The sequence below is a fragment of the Streptomyces sp. NPDC028289 genome, from assembly GCF_055565975.1.
The window spans coordinates 92,521-110,628 of sequence record NZ_JBVHTI010000001.1 but is presented as its reverse complement, the minus strand read 5'-3'; the positions used below and the strand labels follow the sequence as shown (position 1 = coordinate 110,628).

General features: G+C 71.5%; 16 protein-coding genes and 1 pseudogene. 15 read left to right on the top strand and 2 right to left on the bottom strand.

All coding sequences use genetic code 11. The features are described 5' to 3' along the window. Positions 1 to 214: 214 nt before the first annotated feature. Complete coding sequence (locus tag ACZ4UV_RS00535; protein WP_390038423.1) at positions 215 to 1,156, top strand: 5-dehydro-4-deoxyglucarate dehydratase; 942 nt, start codon at positions 215 to 217, stop codon at positions 1,154 to 1,156. A gap of 29 nt (positions 1,157 to 1,185) precedes the next feature. Continuing rightward, positions 1,186 to 2,343 (top strand): hypothetical protein, encoded by a 1,158-nt coding sequence (locus ACZ4UV_RS00530; RefSeq protein ID WP_451022122.1) that lies wholly within the window; start codon positions 1,186 to 1,188, stop codon positions 2,341 to 2,343. Here ACZ4UV_RS00530 and ACZ4UV_RS00525 read toward each other — a convergent pair. Next, a complete protein-coding gene (locus ACZ4UV_RS00525; protein ID WP_467835052.1) occupies positions 2,286 to 3,521 on the bottom strand; it encodes an MFS transporter in 1,236 nt (411 codons plus the stop codon). The genes ACZ4UV_RS00530 and ACZ4UV_RS00525 overlap by 58 nt on opposite strands. A gap of 244 nt (positions 3,522 to 3,765) precedes the next feature. Between ACZ4UV_RS00525 and ACZ4UV_RS00520 the strand changes: the two are divergent. The 3 genes and pseudogenes from ACZ4UV_RS00520 (at position 3,766) to ACZ4UV_RS00510 (ending at position 5,606) form a co-directional block, all read left to right on the top strand. Continuing rightward, a pseudogene (locus ACZ4UV_RS00520) lies at positions 3,766 to 4,174 on the top strand (DUF6010 family protein). 46 nt (positions 4,175 to 4,220) lie between these two features. Next, positions 4,221 to 4,802 carry a TIGR03086 family metal-binding protein gene (locus ACZ4UV_RS00515; protein WP_451022120.1) on the top strand — a complete coding sequence of 194 codons (582 nt, stop codon included), beginning with the start codon at positions 4,221 to 4,223 and terminating at the stop codon, positions 4,800 to 4,802. Between the two features lie 51 nt (positions 4,803 to 4,853). After that, positions 4,854 to 5,606: an MBL fold metallo-hydrolase gene (locus ACZ4UV_RS00510; protein WP_451022119.1), complete on the top strand. Its 753-nt coding sequence runs from the start codon at positions 4,854 to 4,856 to the stop codon at positions 5,604 to 5,606. Positions 5,607 to 5,628: 22 nt separating this feature from the next. Here the strand turns inward: ACZ4UV_RS00510 and ACZ4UV_RS00505 are convergent, their stop codons facing one another. After that, entirely contained in the window at positions 5,629 to 6,315 is a 687-nt protein-coding gene (locus ACZ4UV_RS00505; protein ID WP_451022118.1) for a hypothetical protein, read from the bottom strand. A 185-nt stretch (positions 6,316 to 6,500) separates the two neighbouring features. On the opposite strand from ACZ4UV_RS00505, the gene ACZ4UV_RS00500 reads away from it, so the two are divergent. The 10 genes from ACZ4UV_RS00500 (at position 6,501) to ACZ4UV_RS00455 (ending at position 18,104) form a co-directional block, all read left to right on the top strand. Beyond that, positions 6,501 to 7,157 carry a GntR family transcriptional regulator gene (locus ACZ4UV_RS00500; RefSeq protein ID WP_451022117.1) on the top strand — a complete coding sequence of 219 codons (657 nt, stop codon included), beginning with the start codon at positions 6,501 to 6,503 and terminating at the stop codon, positions 7,155 to 7,157. After that, complete coding sequence (locus ACZ4UV_RS00495; protein ID WP_451022116.1) at positions 7,154 to 8,065, top strand: dihydrodipicolinate synthase family protein; 912 nt, start codon at positions 7,154 to 7,156, stop codon at positions 8,063 to 8,065. Before ACZ4UV_RS00500 ends, ACZ4UV_RS00495 begins: the two co-directional genes overlap by 4 nt. Continuing rightward, on the top strand, positions 8,062 to 9,807 hold the full coding sequence (gene araD / locus ACZ4UV_RS00490; protein WP_467835046.1) for an L-arabinonate dehydratase: 1,746 nt from the start codon (positions 8,062 to 8,064) through the stop codon (positions 9,805 to 9,807). Before ACZ4UV_RS00495 ends, araD begins: the two co-directional genes overlap by 4 nt. A gap of 150 nt (positions 9,808 to 9,957) precedes the next feature. Next, positions 9,958 to 10,893 (top strand): carbohydrate ABC transporter permease, encoded by a 936-nt coding sequence (locus ACZ4UV_RS00485; RefSeq protein WP_351496156.1) that lies wholly within the window; start codon positions 9,958 to 9,960, stop codon positions 10,891 to 10,893. Beyond that, positions 10,890 to 11,774: a carbohydrate ABC transporter permease gene (locus ACZ4UV_RS00480; RefSeq protein ID WP_451016338.1), complete on the top strand. Its 885-nt coding sequence runs from the start codon at positions 10,890 to 10,892 to the stop codon at positions 11,772 to 11,774. Before ACZ4UV_RS00485 ends, ACZ4UV_RS00480 begins: the two co-directional genes overlap by 4 nt. A gap of 70 nt (positions 11,775 to 11,844) precedes the next feature. Further along, positions 11,845 to 12,993, top strand: coding sequence for a Gfo/Idh/MocA family protein (locus ACZ4UV_RS00475; protein ID WP_451016339.1), 1,149 nt, complete (start codon positions 11,845 to 11,847; stop codon positions 12,991 to 12,993). Further along, positions 12,990 to 14,537 (top strand): glycoside hydrolase family 43 protein, encoded by a 1,548-nt coding sequence (locus tag ACZ4UV_RS00470; RefSeq protein WP_467835043.1) that lies wholly within the window; start codon positions 12,990 to 12,992, stop codon positions 14,535 to 14,537. Before ACZ4UV_RS00475 ends, ACZ4UV_RS00470 begins: the two co-directional genes overlap by 4 nt. A gap of 24 nt (positions 14,538 to 14,561) precedes the next feature. After that, entirely contained in the window at positions 14,562 to 15,896 is a 1,335-nt protein-coding gene (locus ACZ4UV_RS00465) for an ABC transporter substrate-binding protein (RefSeq protein WP_467835040.1), read from the top strand. A gap of 95 nt (positions 15,897 to 15,991) precedes the next feature. Continuing rightward, positions 15,992 to 16,768, top strand: a complete 777-nt coding sequence (locus ACZ4UV_RS00460) for a rhamnogalacturonan acetylesterase (protein WP_467835038.1) — start codon at positions 15,992 to 15,994, stop codon at positions 16,766 to 16,768. Between the two features lie 13 nt (positions 16,769 to 16,781). Beyond that, positions 16,782 to 18,104 carry a pectate lyase family protein gene (locus tag ACZ4UV_RS00455; RefSeq protein ID WP_467835036.1) on the top strand — a complete coding sequence of 441 codons (1,323 nt, stop codon included), beginning with the start codon at positions 16,782 to 16,784 and terminating at the stop codon, positions 18,102 to 18,104. Positions 18,105 to 18,108 lie beyond the last annotated feature (4 nt).

Genomic DNA, 18,108 nt, shown 5'->3' with positions numbered 1-18,108 from the left:
TATGGCATTCACATTCATGGACACGCTAGGGAGATATGGCGTACCGAGTCAAGTGTGCCGTGGAGTGCGGCAATCCGCTCGACTGTTGGTCGTTTGTCGCCTTGACCGGCCCTAAGGCGGCCTCGTAACGTGGTCGCGTTCATGAATATGGACGCCGATCAGAGACATGCATCAGCAGCACGATCTGCGTCGACCGCCTCGACAGGGAGCGCCCGTGACGCCAGCCCCTCTCGCCGCCCGGCTCCGTGACCCGCGCGGGCCGCTCTTCTTCCCCGTCACCGCCTACGGCCCCGACGGCTCCCTCGACCTCGACGCCTACCGCGAGCACGTCCGCCGGGGCGTCGAGGCCGGCGCCGCCGCCGTCTTCGCCTGCTGCGGCACCGGGGAGTTCCACGCGCTGCTCCCGGAGGAGTTCGAGGCCTGCGTGGGCGCGGCCGTGGAAGCGGCCGGCGGGAGGGTACCGGTGGTGGCCGGCGCCGGCTACGGCACCGCACTCGCCGTACGCTACGCGCGTCTCGCCGCGGCCGCGGGCGCCGACGGCCTGCTCGCCATGCCGCCCTACCTGGTGGTCGCCGGCCAGGAGGGCCTGCTCCGGCACTACCGCGAGGTGGCGGCGGCCACCGAGCTCCCCGTGATCGTCTACCAGCGCGACAACGCCGTGTTCACCCCGCCCACGGTCGTCGAACTCGCCCGCACCGAGGGCGTCATCGGCTTCAAGGACGGCCTCGGCGACCTGGACCTCATGCAGCGCATCGTCAGCGCCGTCCGCACCGAGGTTCCCGGCGACTTCCTCTACTTCAACGGCCTGCCCACCGCCGAACAGACCCAGCTCGCCTACCGGGCCATCGGCATCGACCTCTACTCCTCCGCCGTCTTCTGCTTCGTCCCCGAGATCGCCCTCGCCTTCCACGCCGCCCTGCGCGAGGGGGACCGGGCGACGGCCGAGCGCCTGCTGGACGGCTTCTACCGCCCGTTCGTCGAACTCCGCGCCCAGGGCCGGGGATACGCCGTCTCGCTGGTCAAGGCGGGCGTACGGCTGCGCGGCCTGGACGTCGGCGAGGTCCGCCCCCCGCTGCACGAGCCGGCCGAGGACCATGTGAAGCAGCTCGCGCAGCTGATCGAACGCGGGTACGCACTGCTGGAGGGGAACGCGTGACGCATCCCGGAGAGAGCCGGGCAGGGCGGCTGAAGACGTCGGCGTTCGTGTACCCCTGGGACGTCAACGGGGACCCCGCGGCCGCCGACCGCATCGCCGCACTCGGCGTCGACCAGGTGACCCTGGCCTCCGCCTACCACTCCACCCGCGCCCTGACCCCCCGCCACCCCCGCCACCGCATCGTCACCGCCGAACACGCGGCCGTCTACTACCCGGCCGACGATCGCTGGACGGGCCGGGAACTGCGCCCGTACCCGGCCGGCGACTGGGCCCCCGGCGACGCCCACGGCGAGGCGGCCGAAGCCCTGCGCGGCGCCGGCCTCGAAGTCCACACCTGGGTGATCCTCGCCCACAACTCCCGCCTGGGCGCCGAGCATCCGGACACCTCCGTCATCAACGCCTACGGCGACCGCTACCCCTGGGCCCCCTGCATCGCCCAGCCCGCCACGCGCGCGTACCTGGCCGACCTCGCCGCCGAGGCCGCCGTACGCCCGGGCGCGGCCGGCACCGAACTGGAGTCCCTCGGCTGGTACGGCCTCCAGCACCTGCACGCCCACGACAAGACCGCCGGGGTCGGCCTCGGGGACGCCGGCCAGTACCTGATGGCGCTGTGCTTCTGCCCCACGTGCCGGGCCGGGTACGGCGAACAGGGACTGGACGCCGACGAGCTGGCCGCCGCCGTACGGGAGGCCCTGGAGCCGCTGTGGCGGGGCACGGGCGACGAGGCCGGCTGGCCGACGGTGGAGAAGCTGCTCGGCGCACCGGTGGCGGCGGCCACGCGCGCGTGGCGCGACGGACAGGCCCGCACGCTCCAGGAGACGGCCGTCGCCGCGGTGCGGGCGGCGGCCTCCGAAGGCTTCCAGGTGCTGCTGCACGCCGACCCGGTGACGTACCACTGCGGGGCCAACGCGGGCGTGGACCCGGCCTGGATCCTCTCCGTGGCGGACGGCGTCGTGGTCCCCTGCGCGGGCGGTACGGCCCTGCTCGCGCCCTTCGCCGGACACGCGCGCGCGGACACGGTCCTGGCCGCCAACTTCACGGTGGTCTCCGGGATGGGCGGCAGCCCCGGGACCCTCGCGGTCGACGCGGACCGCGCCCGTGCGCTGGGCGCGACCGAACTACGGCTGTATCACGCCGGGTTGGCGTCCGACGGCGACCTGGCGGCGGTGCGGGAGGCGCTGCGCTGAGCCAGTGAGCCGGCGGTGAGGAGCAGCGCCCCGCCGAAGACCGGCAACAGCAGCCGGTGGTCCACGAGTTCGACGAGGGCGGCCCCGGCGGCCAGTCCGGCCACGTTCGGTGTGAACATCAGCGTGTCGGCCGTCGCGGTCGCCCGCCCCAGCGCGGCGGCCGGGACCTCGCGCTGTACGGCGGTGTAGGCGGCGATCAGCACGCAGGGGAGGCCCAGACCGCCGGCGAGACTGCACGCGAGGAGTGCCATGTCACATGGCACCACCCGCCCGGCCACCGCCACCCCCGTCAGCGCGATCCCGCACGCCGCGAACCGCCGCTCCCCGAGCCGCCGCAGCGCGGGCCCAGCGACCAGCCCGGCGCCGACCGAGCCGACACCCTGGACGGCGTACATCACCCCCGTGTAGGCGGGGGAGTGCCCGAGGGCGTCCACGACGGCGTAGTTCATGCTGCTGCCGAGCGAGGCGAGGCACATCGTGGCGCCGCCGGCGCACACCAGCGGCCGCAGGGCCGGATGCGCCCAGAGCAGCCGGACCCCCTCGGCCGCCTGCCCGCGCCGGCTGCCGGGCGCCGCCCGTCCGGGTCGCTCGTCCCGCACCCGGAGCAGCGCGCACAGCCCTGCCGCCAGCACGAAGGTGCCGGCGTCCAGCAGCGCCACGCCCGGCCCGCCGTACGCCGTGTACAGGGCCGCGCCGGTCAGCGGAGCGACCAGCTTCATGCCCTCGCGGGCGGTCATCCGCAGCCCGTTGAAGTCGCCGAGCAGAGCCGGGTCGACGGCGGTGACGACCAGCGCGGAGCTCGCCGCGTCCTCGATGACGCCCGCCGCGCCGTAGAGCACGAGGACGGCGAGGAGCAGCCAGACGGAGGCGGGGGAGGAGACCGTCCACAGGGGCAGCAGGAGAAGCGCGAGGGCGAGGTTCGTCCGGACCACCAGGGGTTTGCGGCGGACGCGGTCGGCGAGGGCGCCGAGGACGGGGCCGAGCAGGGTGGGGGCCCAGAGGGCGGCGGTGCAGAGGGCGGCGAGCCCGTCGGAGCCGGTGAGGTCCTTGACCCAGACGCCGGACACGAGCCAGAGCGCGGAGGTGCCGAAGCCGGACACCACGACACCGGTGAGGTACAGGGCGGCGTTGCGATCACGCAGCAGGCGGGCCACGGCCCAGGAGGTGGTGGTCGTCATGCCTGGTCATCGTGGGCCTAAGGCGGGGGCGGGGGGATCGGGAAGGTGCCTTAGAAGGACGCCGGAACGACGCCGGAACGAGGCTGGAACGACGCCGGAACGGGGCGAGAGCGAGGCGGGAACGAAGCGGCGAAACGTCGGTGGACAGAGCGCGGGCCCCCTGCGGCCCGCCCGGCGGAAATCCGTCGGAACCTGTCGGCAATGCCCATGGGGCGGGTGCGGCCGCGACCCTACCGTCGGCCTCATGCGCTACATCGCACCGATCCTCATCGGCCTCGTCTACGTCCTCCTCATGTCCCTCGTCCGCGAACCGCACCGGCGCCGCCTCAACGCGGTGATGGTGGCCGGAGCGGGCGCCGCAGTACCTGAGCGGCGGCGGCCTGGGCGGCTGGGAGTTCGCGTTCACCGCACTGGCCACTCGTGTCGCCTATCGCGGCCTGGACTCCTGGACCTTCATCGGCGTCGGCTGGCTGATGCACACGACGTGGGACATCGTCCACGACATCAAGGGTTCGCCGCTGATCCCGTTCTTCCTCGACTCGTCGTTCGGGTGTGCGATCTGCGACCCGGTGATCGCGCTGTGGTGCTTCCTGGGCGGGGTGTCGGTGTGGCGGACCGATGAGTTTCGGAAGGCCGTGCGGTCCACCTCCTGACGGAGACGGAGCAGACGACCGAACCGGTGCACCGGGAGGCAGCACGATGACTGGTACGACCATGATCGACCTCGCCCCGCAGACGAGGATCGTGGCGGAACTCGCGGAGCGGGTGACGGACGGGCAGCTGGCGGTGCCGACGCCCTGTCCGGACTACGCCGTCCGCCACCTGCTGGGCCATGTGGCGGGCCTGTCCGTGGCCTTCCGGGACGCGGCCCGCAAGGATCTGGGGGCCACCACCGACCACCGCCCCGACGCGTCGCTGCCGGCGCTCGTACCGGAGTGGCGGCAGGAACTGCCCAAGGCGCTCGACGCACTGGCGGAGGCCTGGCGGGACCCGTCCGCGTGGGACGGCATGACGCGCGCGGGCGGGATCGACCTGCCGGGCGGGGTGGCGGGCGCGGTCGTCGCCGACGAACTGGTCGTCCACGGCTGGGACCTGGCCCGGGCCACCGGCCAGGAGTACGTCCCCGATCCCGCGGCCCTGGAGGCGGCCTACGGCTTCCTATGGATGGCGGCGGAGGGCGACCGCGGCCCGTTCGGCCCCCTCGTGCCGGTGCCGGAGGGCGCGCGGCTGCTGGACCGGGCGGTGGGGCTGAGCGGCCGGGACCCGGGGTGGAAGCCGTAGAAGGACGCAAACGGTGAGCGGGCGAGGACCAGGATCCGTACTCTCCTCGCCATGCCCTTGAGCCTCACCGTCCTCGGCACCGCCTCCCCCTACCCCCGACCCGGCCGCCCCTGCTCCGGGTACCTGGTACGGGGCGGTGGCGCCGAGGTATGGGTGGACGCGGGGACCGGGACCTTCGCGGAGTTGCAGCGGCACACGGATCCGGCGCGGCTCACGGCGATCTGGCTCTCGCACCTGCACGCGGATCACAGCGCGGATCTGCTGGCCGCCGCGTACGCGTACGCCTTCGGTGGCCTGACCCCGGCCGCACCGATCCCGGTCTACGCGCCGCAGGAGTGCGCGGCGCGCCTGGCGGGCTTCTTCGGCCGGCCGGACCCGGGCTTCCTGAGCGGAGTCTTCGACTTCCGGCCCCTGTACGACGGCCACGCCGTCCAGCACTGGAACCTGCGGCTCGCCGCCCGGGCGGTGTCCCACGACACGGAGGCCTACGGGCTGCGCGCCGAGTGCCAGGGGAGCGTGCTGGCGTACTCCGGCGACAGCGGCCCGTGCGCCGCCCTGATCGAACTGGCCACTCGGGCGGACGTTTTCCTGTGCGAGGCCGACCTCGATCGGCATCGCGAAGGCGAACGCATACACCTCACCCCCGAAGACGCGGGACGGATCGCCCGGGAGGCCGGAGTACGCGAACTCCTCATCACCCACGTGGGCCCCGCCCTGACCCGCGAGATGGCGGCGGCCCGGGCCGGGGCGGCATCGGGACGGCCCACCGGTGTGGCGCGGGAGGGGGAGGCGAGGGGGTTCTGAGGCGGCCGTGGCCGAAGCCGCGTCACTCTCCGCGGGCCGCCGCGCCCCGCTCCGCCCACCATGGCCGCAGGCTCCGCTCCGCGGCGCTCAGCACCTCGCCCGGAGGCAGCTCGTCCGCGCGCTCGATCACCACGACGTTCCACCCGTTCCGGGCGACCGCGGCGAGGGTCACCGCACGCTCGCGCGCCAGGTACGTCACCGCTGACGCGACATCCGTCACCGGCGGGCGCACCTCGTACCGGGCCAGCTTTCCGACATACCGGTCCAACCATCCCTCCCCCTCCCTCCCGGCGGCTCGGGACAGGGCGGACCCGGCGTTCCCGTCGAGAAAGACCATGACCGGGGAAACGGGCGCGAGCACCCTGGTGAGGTCGGTCAGGAACGCGTCGATCGTCTCCTCGTCGTGGCCCATGGCCAGCAGCGTCGGCACGAACGGCACCAGGGCGTCGGCGATCACCACGTCGACGCCGCTCGCCAGGACCGAGTCGACGAACTCGGCGGTCGCCGCGATCAGCAACCCCGGGCCGACGGTGCCGGTGGTACGGAAAGCCTCGGCCACCGCCGCGAACTGGGGCCTGGTCAGGACCTCCTCCTCACGGAAATGGTCCACCCGCAGTCCGGCGTCGGCCAGCCGGCGGGCCAGTCCGCCGCACAGCGTCGACTTGCCCACCCCGGGAGACGCTCCCCACACGCTGATCAGAACCGTCATGGCAGGCGAGCCTATGGTCCGGGCTCCCTCTCCCCGGCCACCTTTGTCAGAAGCATTGACGAAACACAGCCGCCCTCCTACCTTCGTCCGCGTCGTACTTCATACGTCATATATGAGACGCGATATGCGAGATCAGATACGTCAGATCAGGCTCCGTACCTGATACGTGACCCCGAGAGGCGCGCATGACCTCTGTGCCCATGCCGATTCCGTCGCGCACGCAGTTCGTGCTGGACGCGATCAAACACCGCATCCTGACCGGGCAGCTGACGCCTGGTCAGGCCCTGGTGGAGACCGAGCTCGCCGCGCAGTTCGGGGTGTCCAAGACCCCCGTGCGGGAGGCGCTCAAGACCCTCGCCGGGACCGGGCTGGTCGTGATGAGCCAGTACAAGGGCGTCACGGTGCGCATGGTGGACGCGGACATGGCGCGGGAGGTCTACGACGTACGGCTGCTCCTCGAACCCGAGGCCCTCCGGCGGGCCGTGCAGCGCGCTGCTTCCCTCGACGCCGCCCGCGACGCCCTCACCCGCGCCGACAACGCCACCGACACCGCCGAACGCTCCCTCGCCAACCGCGACTTCCACCGCGCCCTCTACCTCCCGTGCGGCAACCCGCTCCTCGGCCGGATGCTCGACGAGGTCCGCGACCAGGCCGCCCTCGTCTCCGCCGTCGCCTGGGCCGCCTCCCCCTCCTGGGAACAGGAGGCCGGTGAGCACCGCGAGATCCTCCGGCTGGCGCTGGACGGCGACGCCGACGGCGCCGCCCGCACCCTGCACACCCACATCGCGTCCTTCGTCGACCGGGCGTTCCCCCGGGCAGCCTCCCAGGAAGGCCGGCAATGAGCAGCGTGGCGTTCGAGACCCAACGGGCTGCCCTGGCCGACGTGGTGGCCATCCCGGTGACCCCCTTCGCCGCGGACGGCAGCGTCGACCAGGACGCCCACCGGGCCCTGCTCCGCCGGCTCCTCGACGGCGGGATCCGCACCCTCACCCCGAACGGGAACACCGGCGAGTTCTACGCCCTGACCCTCGAAGAGCGGCGGCTGGTCACCGAGCTGACCCTCGACGAGACCGGGGACCGGGCGGTCGTCCTGGCCGGGGTCGGGCACGACGTCGCGACCGCCGTCGCCGCCGCCCGGCACGCCCGCGCGCACGGCGCACAGATGGTGATGGTCCATCAGCCCGTCCATCCGTACGTCTCGCAGGCCGGCTGGGTCGACTACCACCGGGCCGTCGCCGCGTCCGTCCCCGAACTCGGCGTCGTCCCGTACGTCCGCAACGCCCAGCTCTCCGGCGCCCGCCTCGCCGAACTCGCCGACGCCTGCCCCAACGTGATCGGCGTCAAGTACGCCGTCCCGGACGCCGCCAAGTTCGCCGCCTTCGCCCGGGACGCGGGGCTCGACCGCTTCGTCTGGGTCGCCGGGCTCGCCGAGCCCTACGCACCCTCCTACTTCTCGGCCGGCGCCACCGGTTTCACCTCCGGCCTCGTGAACGTCGCCCCGGCCGTCTCGCTGAACATGATTGAAGCGCTTCGATCCGGCGACTACCCGGCCGCCATGAAGGTCTGGGAGCAGATCCGCCGGTTCGAGGAACTCCGGGCCGCGAACGGCTCCGCCGACAACGTCACCGTCGTCAAGGAGGCCCTCGCCGCCCTCGGCCTCTGCCGTCGCGACGTCCGTCCGCCCAGCAGGCAGCTGCCGGAGGAAGGGCGCGCCGAGGTCGCCGCCATAGCCGCCGGGTGGTCCCTGTGAGCCGCAGCGAGAACACCCCGCGCAAGCTGCCCGAGGAACTCCGCAGCCACCAGTGGTACGGCACCGAAGGGCTCCGCTCCTTCAGCCACCGCGCCCGCACCCGCCAGCTCGGCTACCTCCCCGAGGAGCACCTCGGCAAGCCGGTCATCGCGATCCTCAACACCTGGTCGGACATCAACCCCTGTCATGTGCACCTCCGTGACCGGGCGCAGGCGGTCAAGCGGGGCGTGTGGCAGGCGGGCGGATTCCCGCTGGAGTTCCCGGTCTCCACCCTCTCCGAGACCTTCCAGAAGCCGACCCCGATGCTCTACCGCAACCTCCTCGCCATGGAGACGGAGGAGCTGCTGCGGTCGTACCCGGTCGACGGGGCCGTGCTGATGGGCGGCTGCGACAAGTCCACCCCGGCCCTCCTCATGGGCGCGGCCTCGGTGGACCTGCCGGCCGTCTTCGTGCCCGCGGGACCCATGCTCCCGGGCCACTGGCGGGGAGAGGTCCTCGGTTCGGGCACCGACATGTGGAAGTACTGGGACGACAAGCGCGCCGGTCTCATCGGCGACTGCGAGATGGCGGAGCTGGAGAGCGGTCTGGCCCGGTCGCCCGGTCACTGCATGACCATGGGGACGGCCTCCACCCTCACCGCCGCCGCCGAGGCACTCGGCGTGACCGTGCCGGGCGCGTCCAGCATCCCGGCCGTCGACTCCGGGCACGACCGCATGGCCGCCCGAGCGGGGATGCGGATCGTCGAACTCGTCCACCGCGACCGGCGGCTCTCCCACCTCCTCACCCGCGACGCCTTCGAGGACGCCGTCACCACCGTCCTCGGGCTCGGCGGCTCCACCAACGCCGTCATCCACCTCATCGCCATGGCCGGCCGGGCCGGGGTACGGCTCACTCTCGACGACTTCGACCGCATCGCCCGCACCGTGCCCGTCCTCGCCAACGTCCGCCCCGGCGGCCGGAAGTACCTCATGGAGGACTTCCACTTCGCGGGCGGCCTCCCCGGCTTCCTCTCCCGCATCCCGGACCTGCTCCACCTGGACCGGCCCACGGTGTCGTACGACACCTACCGCGAGCAGCTCGCCGGCGCCCGGGTGCACGACGACGACGTCATCCGGCCCCGCGGCAACCCGGTGGCCGCCGAAGGCGGGGTCGCCGTGCTGCGCGGCAACCTCTGCCCGGACGGCGCCGTCATCAAGCACATCGCCGCCGAACCGCACCTGCTGAAGCACACCGGTCCCGCCGTCGTCTTCGACGACTACCGGACCATGCAGCGCACCATCGACGACCCCTCCCTCGGGATCACCGCCGAGAGCGTGCTCGTGCTGCGCAACGCCGGGCCCAAGGGCGGTCCCGGCATGCCCGAGTACGGCATGCTGCCCATCCCCGACCACCTCCTCAAACAGGGGGTGCGGGACATGGTGCGGATCTCCGACGCCCGGATGAGCGGCACCAGTTACGGCGCCTGCGTGCTGCACGTCGCACCCGAGTCGTACGTCGGCGGGCCGCTCGCACTCGTCCGCAGCGGCGACTCCATCACCCTGGACGTCGAGGCACGCACCCTGCAGCTCGACGTGGACGACGAGGAGCTGGACCGGCGCAGGGCGGAGTGGACACCGCCGCCCGTGCGGTACGAGCGCGGGTACGGCGCGCTCTACGACCAGCAGATCACCCAGGCCGACACCGGCTGCGACTTCGAGTTCCTGGCCCGGCCGGGAGAAGTCCCGGATCCGTACGCGGGCTGACCCCCGTACGACGATCGTCGAAGCGCTTCAACCACGTGCATAGAGCAAGCGCTTCCCACACGCACCGTAACCGCCCACCCGTCACCCGGCCACCACCCCTCCCGGACGCCCTTCGGGCGGCCCCTGTCCATCGCGAACGGAGAACAGGTCATGGCCCAAGCCGCAGCCGTGGCGAAACCGCCCGCGCCACCCCGGCGGCGCCGTGCCTCCGCGACGCCGCGCAGACTGCCGTATCTGCTGATCGCCCCGGCGGCCCTGCTCATGCTGGGCTTCATCGCCTACCCGGTGCTCAGCGTCTTCTACTACAGCCTGCAGAACTACAACCCGACCAAGCCGTGGCGCAACGGGTTCGCGGGCTTCGGCAACTTCACGCAGGCCTTCGCGCACGACCCGCAGTTCTGGGACACGCTGACCTTCAGCGCCAAGTGGGTCGTGGTGGAGGTCGGGTTGCAGCTGCTGTTCGGGCTCGCGCTCGCGCTGATCGTCAACCAGACGTTCGTGGGGCGGGCACTGGGACGGGCGCTGGTCTTCTCGCCGTGGGCCGTCTCCGGGGTGCTGACCTCCGCGATCTGGGTGCTGCTCTACAACTCCCAGACGGGCATCACGCGTTACCTCGCCGACGCGGGCATCGGGTCGTACGGCACCAGCTGGCTCTCCGACCCCTCGACCGTCTTCCCTGCGGCCGTGGTCGCCGACCTGTGGCGGGGCGTGCCGTTCTTCGCGATCCTCATCCTCGCCGACCTGCAGTCCGTGTCCAAGGACCTGTACGAGGCGGCGGAGGTCGACGGGGCGAGCCGCCTCAAGCAGTTCTGGCACATCACCCTGCCGCACCTCAAGGACGCCATCGTGCTGTCCACGCTGCTGCGCGCGGTGTGGGAGTTCAACAACGTCGACCTGCTCTACACCCTGACCGGCGGCGGCCCGGCGGGGGAGACCACGACCCTTCCGCTCTACATCGCCAACACCAGCGTCGACGCCCACGACTTCGGCTACGCCTCCGCGCTGACCACGGTGGCCTTCGTGATCCTGCTCTTCTGCTCGATCGTCTACCTGCGGCTGAGCAAGTTCGGAGGCGAGGCGAAGTGATCACCGAGATCGCCCCCGAGGCCGAACCCTTCGTGTCCGCGCCCGCCCGGCCGCACCGGCGGCGCCGCGCCTGGGACGAGGTCCCCCGCTGGCAGATCTACCTCCCCCTCGGGATCTACCTCCTCTTCACGCTGGTCCCCTTCTACTGGATCCTGCTCTTCGCCCTCCGCCCGGCCGGCTCCACCTCGCTCGTCCCCTGGCCGGTCACCTTCGACCACTTCCAGAAGGTGTGGACCGAGCGCAGCTTCGGCACCTACTTCACCAACAGCGTCTACGTCGGCGTCGCGACCCTGCTGCTGACCACGGTCGTCGCGCTGGCCGGCGGCTACGCCCTGGCCCGCTTCGACTTCCGGCTCAAGCGCGGCTTCATGCTGGCCCTGCTCTGCTCGCAGTTCGTGCCGGGCGCGCTGCTCCTGGTCCCGCTCTTCCAGATCTTCGCCAGGCTCCAGATGATCAACTCGCTCGGCAGTGTCGTCATCGCCGAGACGGTCTTCCAGCTTCCGCTGTCGATGATCCTGATCAGCGGCTTCATCAGGAACGTGCCGTACTCCCTGGAGGAGGCCGCCTGGGTCGACGGCTGCAACCGGCTCACGGCCTTCCGGATAGTCGTCCTGCCCCTGCTGCGGCCGGGGCTGGTCGCGGTCGGCTCCTTCGCCTTCGTGCACGCCTGGAACCACTTCCTGTTCGCCCTGATGTTCCTCTCCGACCAGAGCAAGCAGACCATCCCGGTCGGCCTCAACACCCTGATGAGCGCCGACAGCGTGGACCTGGGCGCGCTGGCCGCGGGCGGGATCATCGCCGCCGTACCCGTCGTGATCGTCTTCGCCTTCATCCAGAAGTGGCTGATCACCGGCTTCAGCGCGGGGGCGGTGAAGGGATGAGACACCTCGCGGACGGACCGGGGCAAACGCTTACCCTGCACCCAAAGATCGACAACGCAGGGAGGACGCTGTGAACACTTCGCCCATCGACCTCGTTCTGGCAGGGGCGCGCGGACACGGCCGCTGGCACCTGGAGAACATCCGACGGCTCCAGGAGAAGGGCGTCGTACGCCTGGCCGGCATCTGCGAGCTGACCCCGCTGGGCGCCGACGAGCTGCCGGAAGGGCTCGGGCAGCCCGCCCAGTCCGCCGACTTCGGTGCCCTGCTCGACGCGACCGGCGCCCGGATCGCCGTGATCTGCACGCCCATCCCCACCCACACGGACCTCGCCCTGACGGCCGCCGAGCGGGGCGTGCACCTGCTCCTCGAGAAGCCGCCGGCGCCGTCGTACGCCGAGTTCCGGCGGATGGCCGACGGGGTCGCGAAGGCGGGCGTGGCCTGCCAGATCGGCTTCCAGTCGCTCGGCTCGCACGCCGTGCCCGCGATCCGGCGGCTGATCGCGGACGGTGCCGTCGGCGACGTGGTGGGGGTGGGGGGCGCGGGCGCCTGGGCCCGCCCCGAGGCCTACTACCGGCGGGCACCCTGGGCCGGCAGGCGGCGGCTGAACGGCGTCGACGTCGTCGACGGGGTCCTCACCAACCCCCTCGCGCACGCCGTCGCCACCGGCCTCGCCCTGCTCGGCACCGACCGCGCCGAGGACGTCACCCGCATCGAGACCGAGCTGCTGCGCGCCAACGACATCGAGTCCGACGACACCTCCTGCGTCCGCGTCACCACCCCGCGCGGCCCGGTCACGGTCGCCGCCACGCTCTGCGCCGAGGAACCGGGGGACCCGTACGTCCTGGTGCACGGCACCGGCGGCCGGATCACCCACTGGTACAAGCAGGACCGGGTGCTGGTGCAGCGGGCGGGCCACGGCCCGGAGGAGATCGAGTACGGCAGCACGGACCTGCTGGAGAACCTCGCCGACCACCTCACCACCGGCGCCGCTCTGCTGGTGGAACCGGACGCCACCGGCGCCTTCATGAAGGTCGTTGAAGCGATTCGACTGGCCGACGACCCGGTCGCGCTGCCCGCCGACGCCTGGCACCACCTGCCCGAGGACGGGCGCCGGGTGGTGACCGGTATCGACGGACTCGTCGCGGCCTGCGCCGACACCCTCTCCCTCTACTCCGAACTGGGCACCCCCTGGGCCCCGCCGAACGAGGTGAGCCCATGACCGATGACGGACAGACGTACACCAACCCCGTCCTGAACGCCGACTGGTCCGACCCGGACGTCGTCCGCGCCGGCGACGACTTCTACCTCACCGCCTCCAGCTTCGGCCGCGTCCCCGGTCTGCCCCTGCTGCACTCCCGCGACCTGGTCAACTGGACCCTGGTCGGCCACGCCCTCGAACGCCTCGAACCCGAGGAGCGGTTCACCGCCCCGCGCCACGACCGCGGGGTCTGGGCACCCTCCTTACGGCACCACGACGACCGTTTCTGGATCTTCTGGGGCGACCCCGACCAGGGCATCTTCCAGGTCAACGCCCCGGAGATCAGGGGCCCGTGGAGCCGCCCGCACCTGGTGAAGGAGGGCCGGGGACTCATCGACCCCTGCCCGCTGTGGGACGACGAGACCGGCGAGGCGTATCTCGTCCACGCGTGGGCGAAGTCCCGCTCCGGCATCGACAACCGGCTGACCGGCCACCGGATGCACCCCGACGGCACCTCGCTGCTCGATGCCGGCAAGGTGATCGTGGACGGGGACCGGATACCGGGGTGGTTCACCCTGGAGGGCCCCAAGCTCTACCGGCACGACGGCTGGTTCTGGATCCTCGCCCCCGCCGGGGGAGTGGCGACCGGCTGGCAGGGCGCCCTCCGCTCCCGGGGCTTCTTCGGGCCGTACGAGGAACGGATCGTACTGGAGCAGCGGGACACCGACGTCAACGGACCGCACCAGGGCGGCTGGGTGCGGACCCGGGGCGGCGAGGACTGGTTCCTGCACTTCCAGCAGCGGGGTGCGTACGGCAGGGTCGTCCACCTCCAGCCGATGCGGTGGGGTGCGGACGGCTGGCCGGTGCTCGGGGACGCCGGCGCGCCCGTCGCCGTACACCCGAAACCCGCGCTGCCGGCGCAGCCGCCGGCCGCGCCCGCCACCGGCGACGACTTCCCCGGCGGGCGGTTCGGCCGGCAGTGGCAGTGGACGGCCAATCCGGGTGCGGGCTGGGCCACCCAGCACTCGGGGGACGGTCTGCGGCTGGCGTGCGTGCGCTCGGGGGATGCGCACGACCTGCGCCGGTTGCCGCATGTGCTGACCCAGCGGCTGCCCGGGGCGCCGTGCGCGGTCGAGGTCGGACTTCGGCTGGACGGCGCCGAGCCGGGGGCGCGGGCCGGGCTCGCCGTGCTCGGGGACGCCTTCGGCTGGATCGGGCTGGAGTGCGGGCCGGGCGGCGGCGTGCGGCTCGTGCACCGGTTCGCGCAGGCCACCGCCATGGGGGCGCCTCCCACGCCTTTCGGGCCGTGGGGGAGCGAACGGGACGCCGGTCCCGCACGGCCCGCGCCCGAGGGGCGGGCCCGGCTGCGCATCGACATCGGCGCGGGGGCACGGTGCCGGTTCTCGTACGACGTCGGAGCGGGCCTCGTGCCGTCCGGACCGGTGTTCGCCGCCACGCCCTGGCGCTGGGTCGGCGCCCTGCTCGGCCTCTTCGCCGCCGCGCCCGAGGGACCGGGCGCCGCCGGGGCCGCCACCTTCACGCACTTCCGCGTCACTCCCTGCTGACCCCAGACAGAAGAGAGCCGATCAATGAAGAGCAGCATCCGCAGAAGCAGGCGCGCGGCCGTCGCCGTCGCCCTGGGTTCCGTGCTCGCGCTGACCGCCACCGCCTGCGGCGACGACGGCAGCGGCAGCGCGGGCGACAAGGGCGGCGAGGGCTCCGGGAAGGGCACGATCACCTTCTGGGACAACAACGGCGGTGTCCGCACCGACGTCTGGAAGGAGATCATCGCCGACTTCGAGAAGCAGAACCCCGACATCAAGGTCAAGTACGTCGGTGTGCCCGCCGCCAGTGTCCAGTCCAAGTACGACACCGCCATCCAGGGCGGCGGGCTGCCCGACGTCGGCGGGGTCACCACCGCGATGCTCGCGGAGGTCGCCGCACAGGGCGCGCTGGAACCGCTGGACAGCCGGCTCGCGAAGAGCTCGCTGAACGGCAAGCTCAACGAGAAGTTCCTGGAGAGCGTGAAGTCGGCGGGCGGCGACGGAAAGACATACTCCGTGCCGACCTCCGCGAACAACGGCACGCTCTGGTACCGGACCGACCTGTTCAGCGCGGCCAAGCTGGACCCGCCGACCACCTGGACGAACTTCTACGCGGCCGCCGACCAACTCACCGACCAGGCGAAGAACAGGTTCGGGTACACCATCCGTGGCGGCGAGGGCTCCATCGCCCAGGCGCTGGACGCCACGTACGGGCAGAGCGGGATCACCTCCTTCTGGAACGGTGACAAGACCACCGTCAACGACCCGAAGAACGTCACCGCGCTGGAGAAGTACGTCGGGCTGTACAAGAAGGACACCCCGTCCGCCGACGTCAACAACGACTTCACCAAGATGGTCGCGCAGTGGGATTCCGGCACGATCGGGATGCTGAGCCACAACCTCGGTTCCTATGCCGACCACGAAAAGGCGCTGAGCGGGAAGTTCAAGGGCATTCCGAATCCGACGCTGGACGACGGGACCCGGGTGCAGGTGTCCAACCCCGTGGACGGGCTCGGTCTCTTCAAGTCCGGCAAGAACAAGGCCGCCGCCTGGAAGTTCGTCGAGTTCGCCGCGGCCCACGAGGCCAACAGCAAGTGGAACGAGTCGGCGGGGCAGGTGCCGGCGAACAACGAGGCGGCACAGGACGCGTGGGTGCAGGCGTCGGAGCCGACGAAGCTGGCCGCCGAGGCGCTCAACGGGGCTACGACGAAGATCGTGCAGCTTCCTTACTATCTGCCGGACTGGAACACGATTTCCAAGGCCGACAACGAGCCGAACTTCCAGAAGGTGCTGCTCGGGAAGATGACGGCGAAGGAGTTTCTGGACACGCTGGCCGATCAGCTGGACAAGGCCCAGGCGGACTGGAAGAAGAACCACTGAGATCGGGTGGTTGCGGTTGTGGGGGACTGCGGGCTCGTTGTGGGCGGTCGCGCAGTTCCCCGGGCCCCCAAAAGAAACCTGAAAGGTGGACCCTCATGTCACTCACCCGCAGACAGGTAACCTCGGCCGCCCTCGCCGCCGTTCCTCTCCTAGGGCGTTCTCCCGAGAACAACCGGCGCACTCTCTATATCGCCGGCGATTCCACCGGCGCCCAGAAATACGCCGACGCGGCGCCCGAGACCGGGTGGGGAATGGCGCTTCCCTTCTTTCTCCGGAAAGAGGTCGCCGTCTCCAACCAGGCGGTCAACGGCCGGAGTTCCAAAAGTTTCGTCGACGAAGGGCGGCTCGACGCCGTCCTCGCGGCCATCCGGCCGCACGACCTGCTCCTCGTCCAGTTCGCGCACAACGACGAGAAGAGCGACGACCCCACCCGGTACACCGAGCCCTGGAGCACGTACCAGGACTACCTGCGGCTCTACATCGAGGGCGCCCGCGCGCACGGTGCCCGGCCGGTGCTCGCCACGCCCGTCGAGCGGCGGCGGTTCGACGCCGACGGCAACGCCGTGCCGACGCACGGCGACTACCCGGCGGCGATGCGCGCGCTCGCCGCGCAGGAAAGGGTCGCGCTGCTCGACATCGAGGCGCTGTCGCTCGCGCTGTGGCAGGCCCTCGGGGCCGAGGCGACCAAGACGTACTTCAACTGGACGGACACCGAGCAGGACAACACGCACTTCAACCCGCCGGGGGCCATCGCCGTGGCCCGGCTCGTGGCGCAGGAGCTGCTGCGTACCCGGGTGCTGGCCCGGCACGACGTCGTCCGGCTGCACAAGGACATCCCCACCTCCTGGATCACCTGGCCACCCGCAAGCTGAGGAGACCCGCACAGTGCGCACACAGAAATGTCATGGACGCGTCATAACTGCGGTGGCGGCCGTGGGCTGCACCGCTCTCGTGCTGGCCGTGACCGGAACCGCCCAGGCCGCGGCCCCCCACCGGGTCGCGCCCGACCGGCAGGTGCTGGCCGCGAACGACGGCTGGGGAGCGGCCACCACCGGGACCAGCGGCGGGGCCGCCGCCGACGCCGCACACGTCTACACCGTCACCACCTGGGACCGGTTCAAGGCCGCCCTCGCCGACGGCGGCAGCGCGCCGAAGATCATCAGAGTCAAAGGGACGATCGACGCGGACGGGCCCGGCTGTGACTCGTTCGCCGTGCCCGGCTACGACTTCGACGCCTACCTTGCCAAGTACTCACCGGAGGCCTGGGGCCACTCCACCAACCTCGACAACGAGCCCGACGACAGCCCGGAGGGGCTGCGCCGCGCCTCCCAGGCGCAGCAGGACGCCTACATCAAGGCGTACGTCCCGGCCAACACCACCATCGTCGGCATCGGCAAGGACGCCGGCTTCAAGGGCGCCAGCCTGCAGATCAAGGCCGTCGACAACGTCATCGTCCGCAACCTGGGCTTCGAGAGCCCCCTCGACTGCTTCCCGCAGTGGGACCCGACCGACACCGCCGACGGCAACTGGAACTCCGAGTACGACAGCGCGGTCATCTACGGGTCGACCCATGTGTGGATGGACCACAACACGTTCACGGACGGTGATCATCCCGACAGCACGCTCCCCTATTACTTCGGGCGGATCTACGAGCAGCACGACGGTGAACTGGACATCGTCAAGGGTGCCGACTACGTCACCGCCTCCTGGAACGTCTTCGCGGACCACGACAAGACGATCCTCATCGGCAACAGCGACAGCGCGTCCACCGCGGCCGTCGACCGGGGTCACCTCAAGGTCACCTTCCACCACAACCTGTTCTCCAACCTGGTGGAGCGGGCACCCCGGGTGCGGTTCGGACAGGTCGACTCCTACAACAACCACTTCGTCGCCGAGGACGGCTACGGCTACAGCTACGGCATCGGGATCGAGTCCCAACTCGTCGCCGAGCACAACGCGTTCACCCTCCCCGACACCGTCAAGGCGGGCTCGGTCCTGAAGAAGTGGAACGAGTCGACGCTCACTGCCGACGACAACTACGTCAACGGTGAGCCGACGGACCTGATCGCCGTCCACAACGCGCAGATCCCGGCCGAGACCCTCACCGCCGGCTCCACCTGGACCCCGACCCTGCGGACGAGGATCGACCCGGCGCAGGCCGTGCCGCGCATCGTCGACTGCGGCGCGGGCGCCGGTCACCTGCGCTGACGCG

Excerpts from the sequence above, each read along its gene's own strand:
- ACZ4UV_RS00515 (WP_451022120.1), top strand. The coding sequence starts at position 4,221 with ATGACTGGTACGACCATGATCGACCTCGCCCCGCAGACGAGGATCGTG.
- ACZ4UV_RS00510 (WP_451022119.1), top strand. The coding sequence starts at position 4,854 with ATGCCCTTGAGCCTCACCGTCCTCGGCACCGCCTCCCCCTACCCCCGA.
- ACZ4UV_RS00485 (WP_351496156.1), top strand. The coding sequence starts at position 9,958 with ATGGCCCAAGCCGCAGCCGTGGCGAAACCGCCCGCGCCACCCCGGCGG.
- ACZ4UV_RS00465 (WP_467835040.1), top strand. The coding sequence starts at position 14,562 with ATGAAGAGCAGCATCCGCAGAAGCAGGCGCGCGGCCGTCGCCGTCGCC.
- ACZ4UV_RS00505 (WP_451022118.1), bottom strand. The coding sequence starts at position 6,315 with ATGACGGTTCTGATCAGCGTGTGGGGAGCGTCTCCCGGGGTGGGCAAG.
- ACZ4UV_RS00500 (WP_451022117.1), top strand. The coding sequence starts at position 6,501 with ATGACCTCTGTGCCCATGCCGATTCCGTCGCGCACGCAGTTCGTGCTG.
- ACZ4UV_RS00525 (WP_467835052.1), bottom strand. The coding sequence starts at position 3,521 with ATGACGACCACCACCTCCTGGGCCGTGGCCCGCCTGCTGCGTGATCGC.
- ACZ4UV_RS00460 (WP_467835038.1), top strand. The coding sequence starts at position 15,992 with ATGTCACTCACCCGCAGACAGGTAACCTCGGCCGCCCTCGCCGCCGTT.
- ACZ4UV_RS00495 (WP_451022116.1), top strand. The coding sequence starts at position 7,154 with ATGAGCAGCGTGGCGTTCGAGACCCAACGGGCTGCCCTGGCCGACGTG.
- ACZ4UV_RS00470 (WP_467835043.1), top strand. The coding sequence starts at position 12,990 with ATGACCGATGACGGACAGACGTACACCAACCCCGTCCTGAACGCCGAC.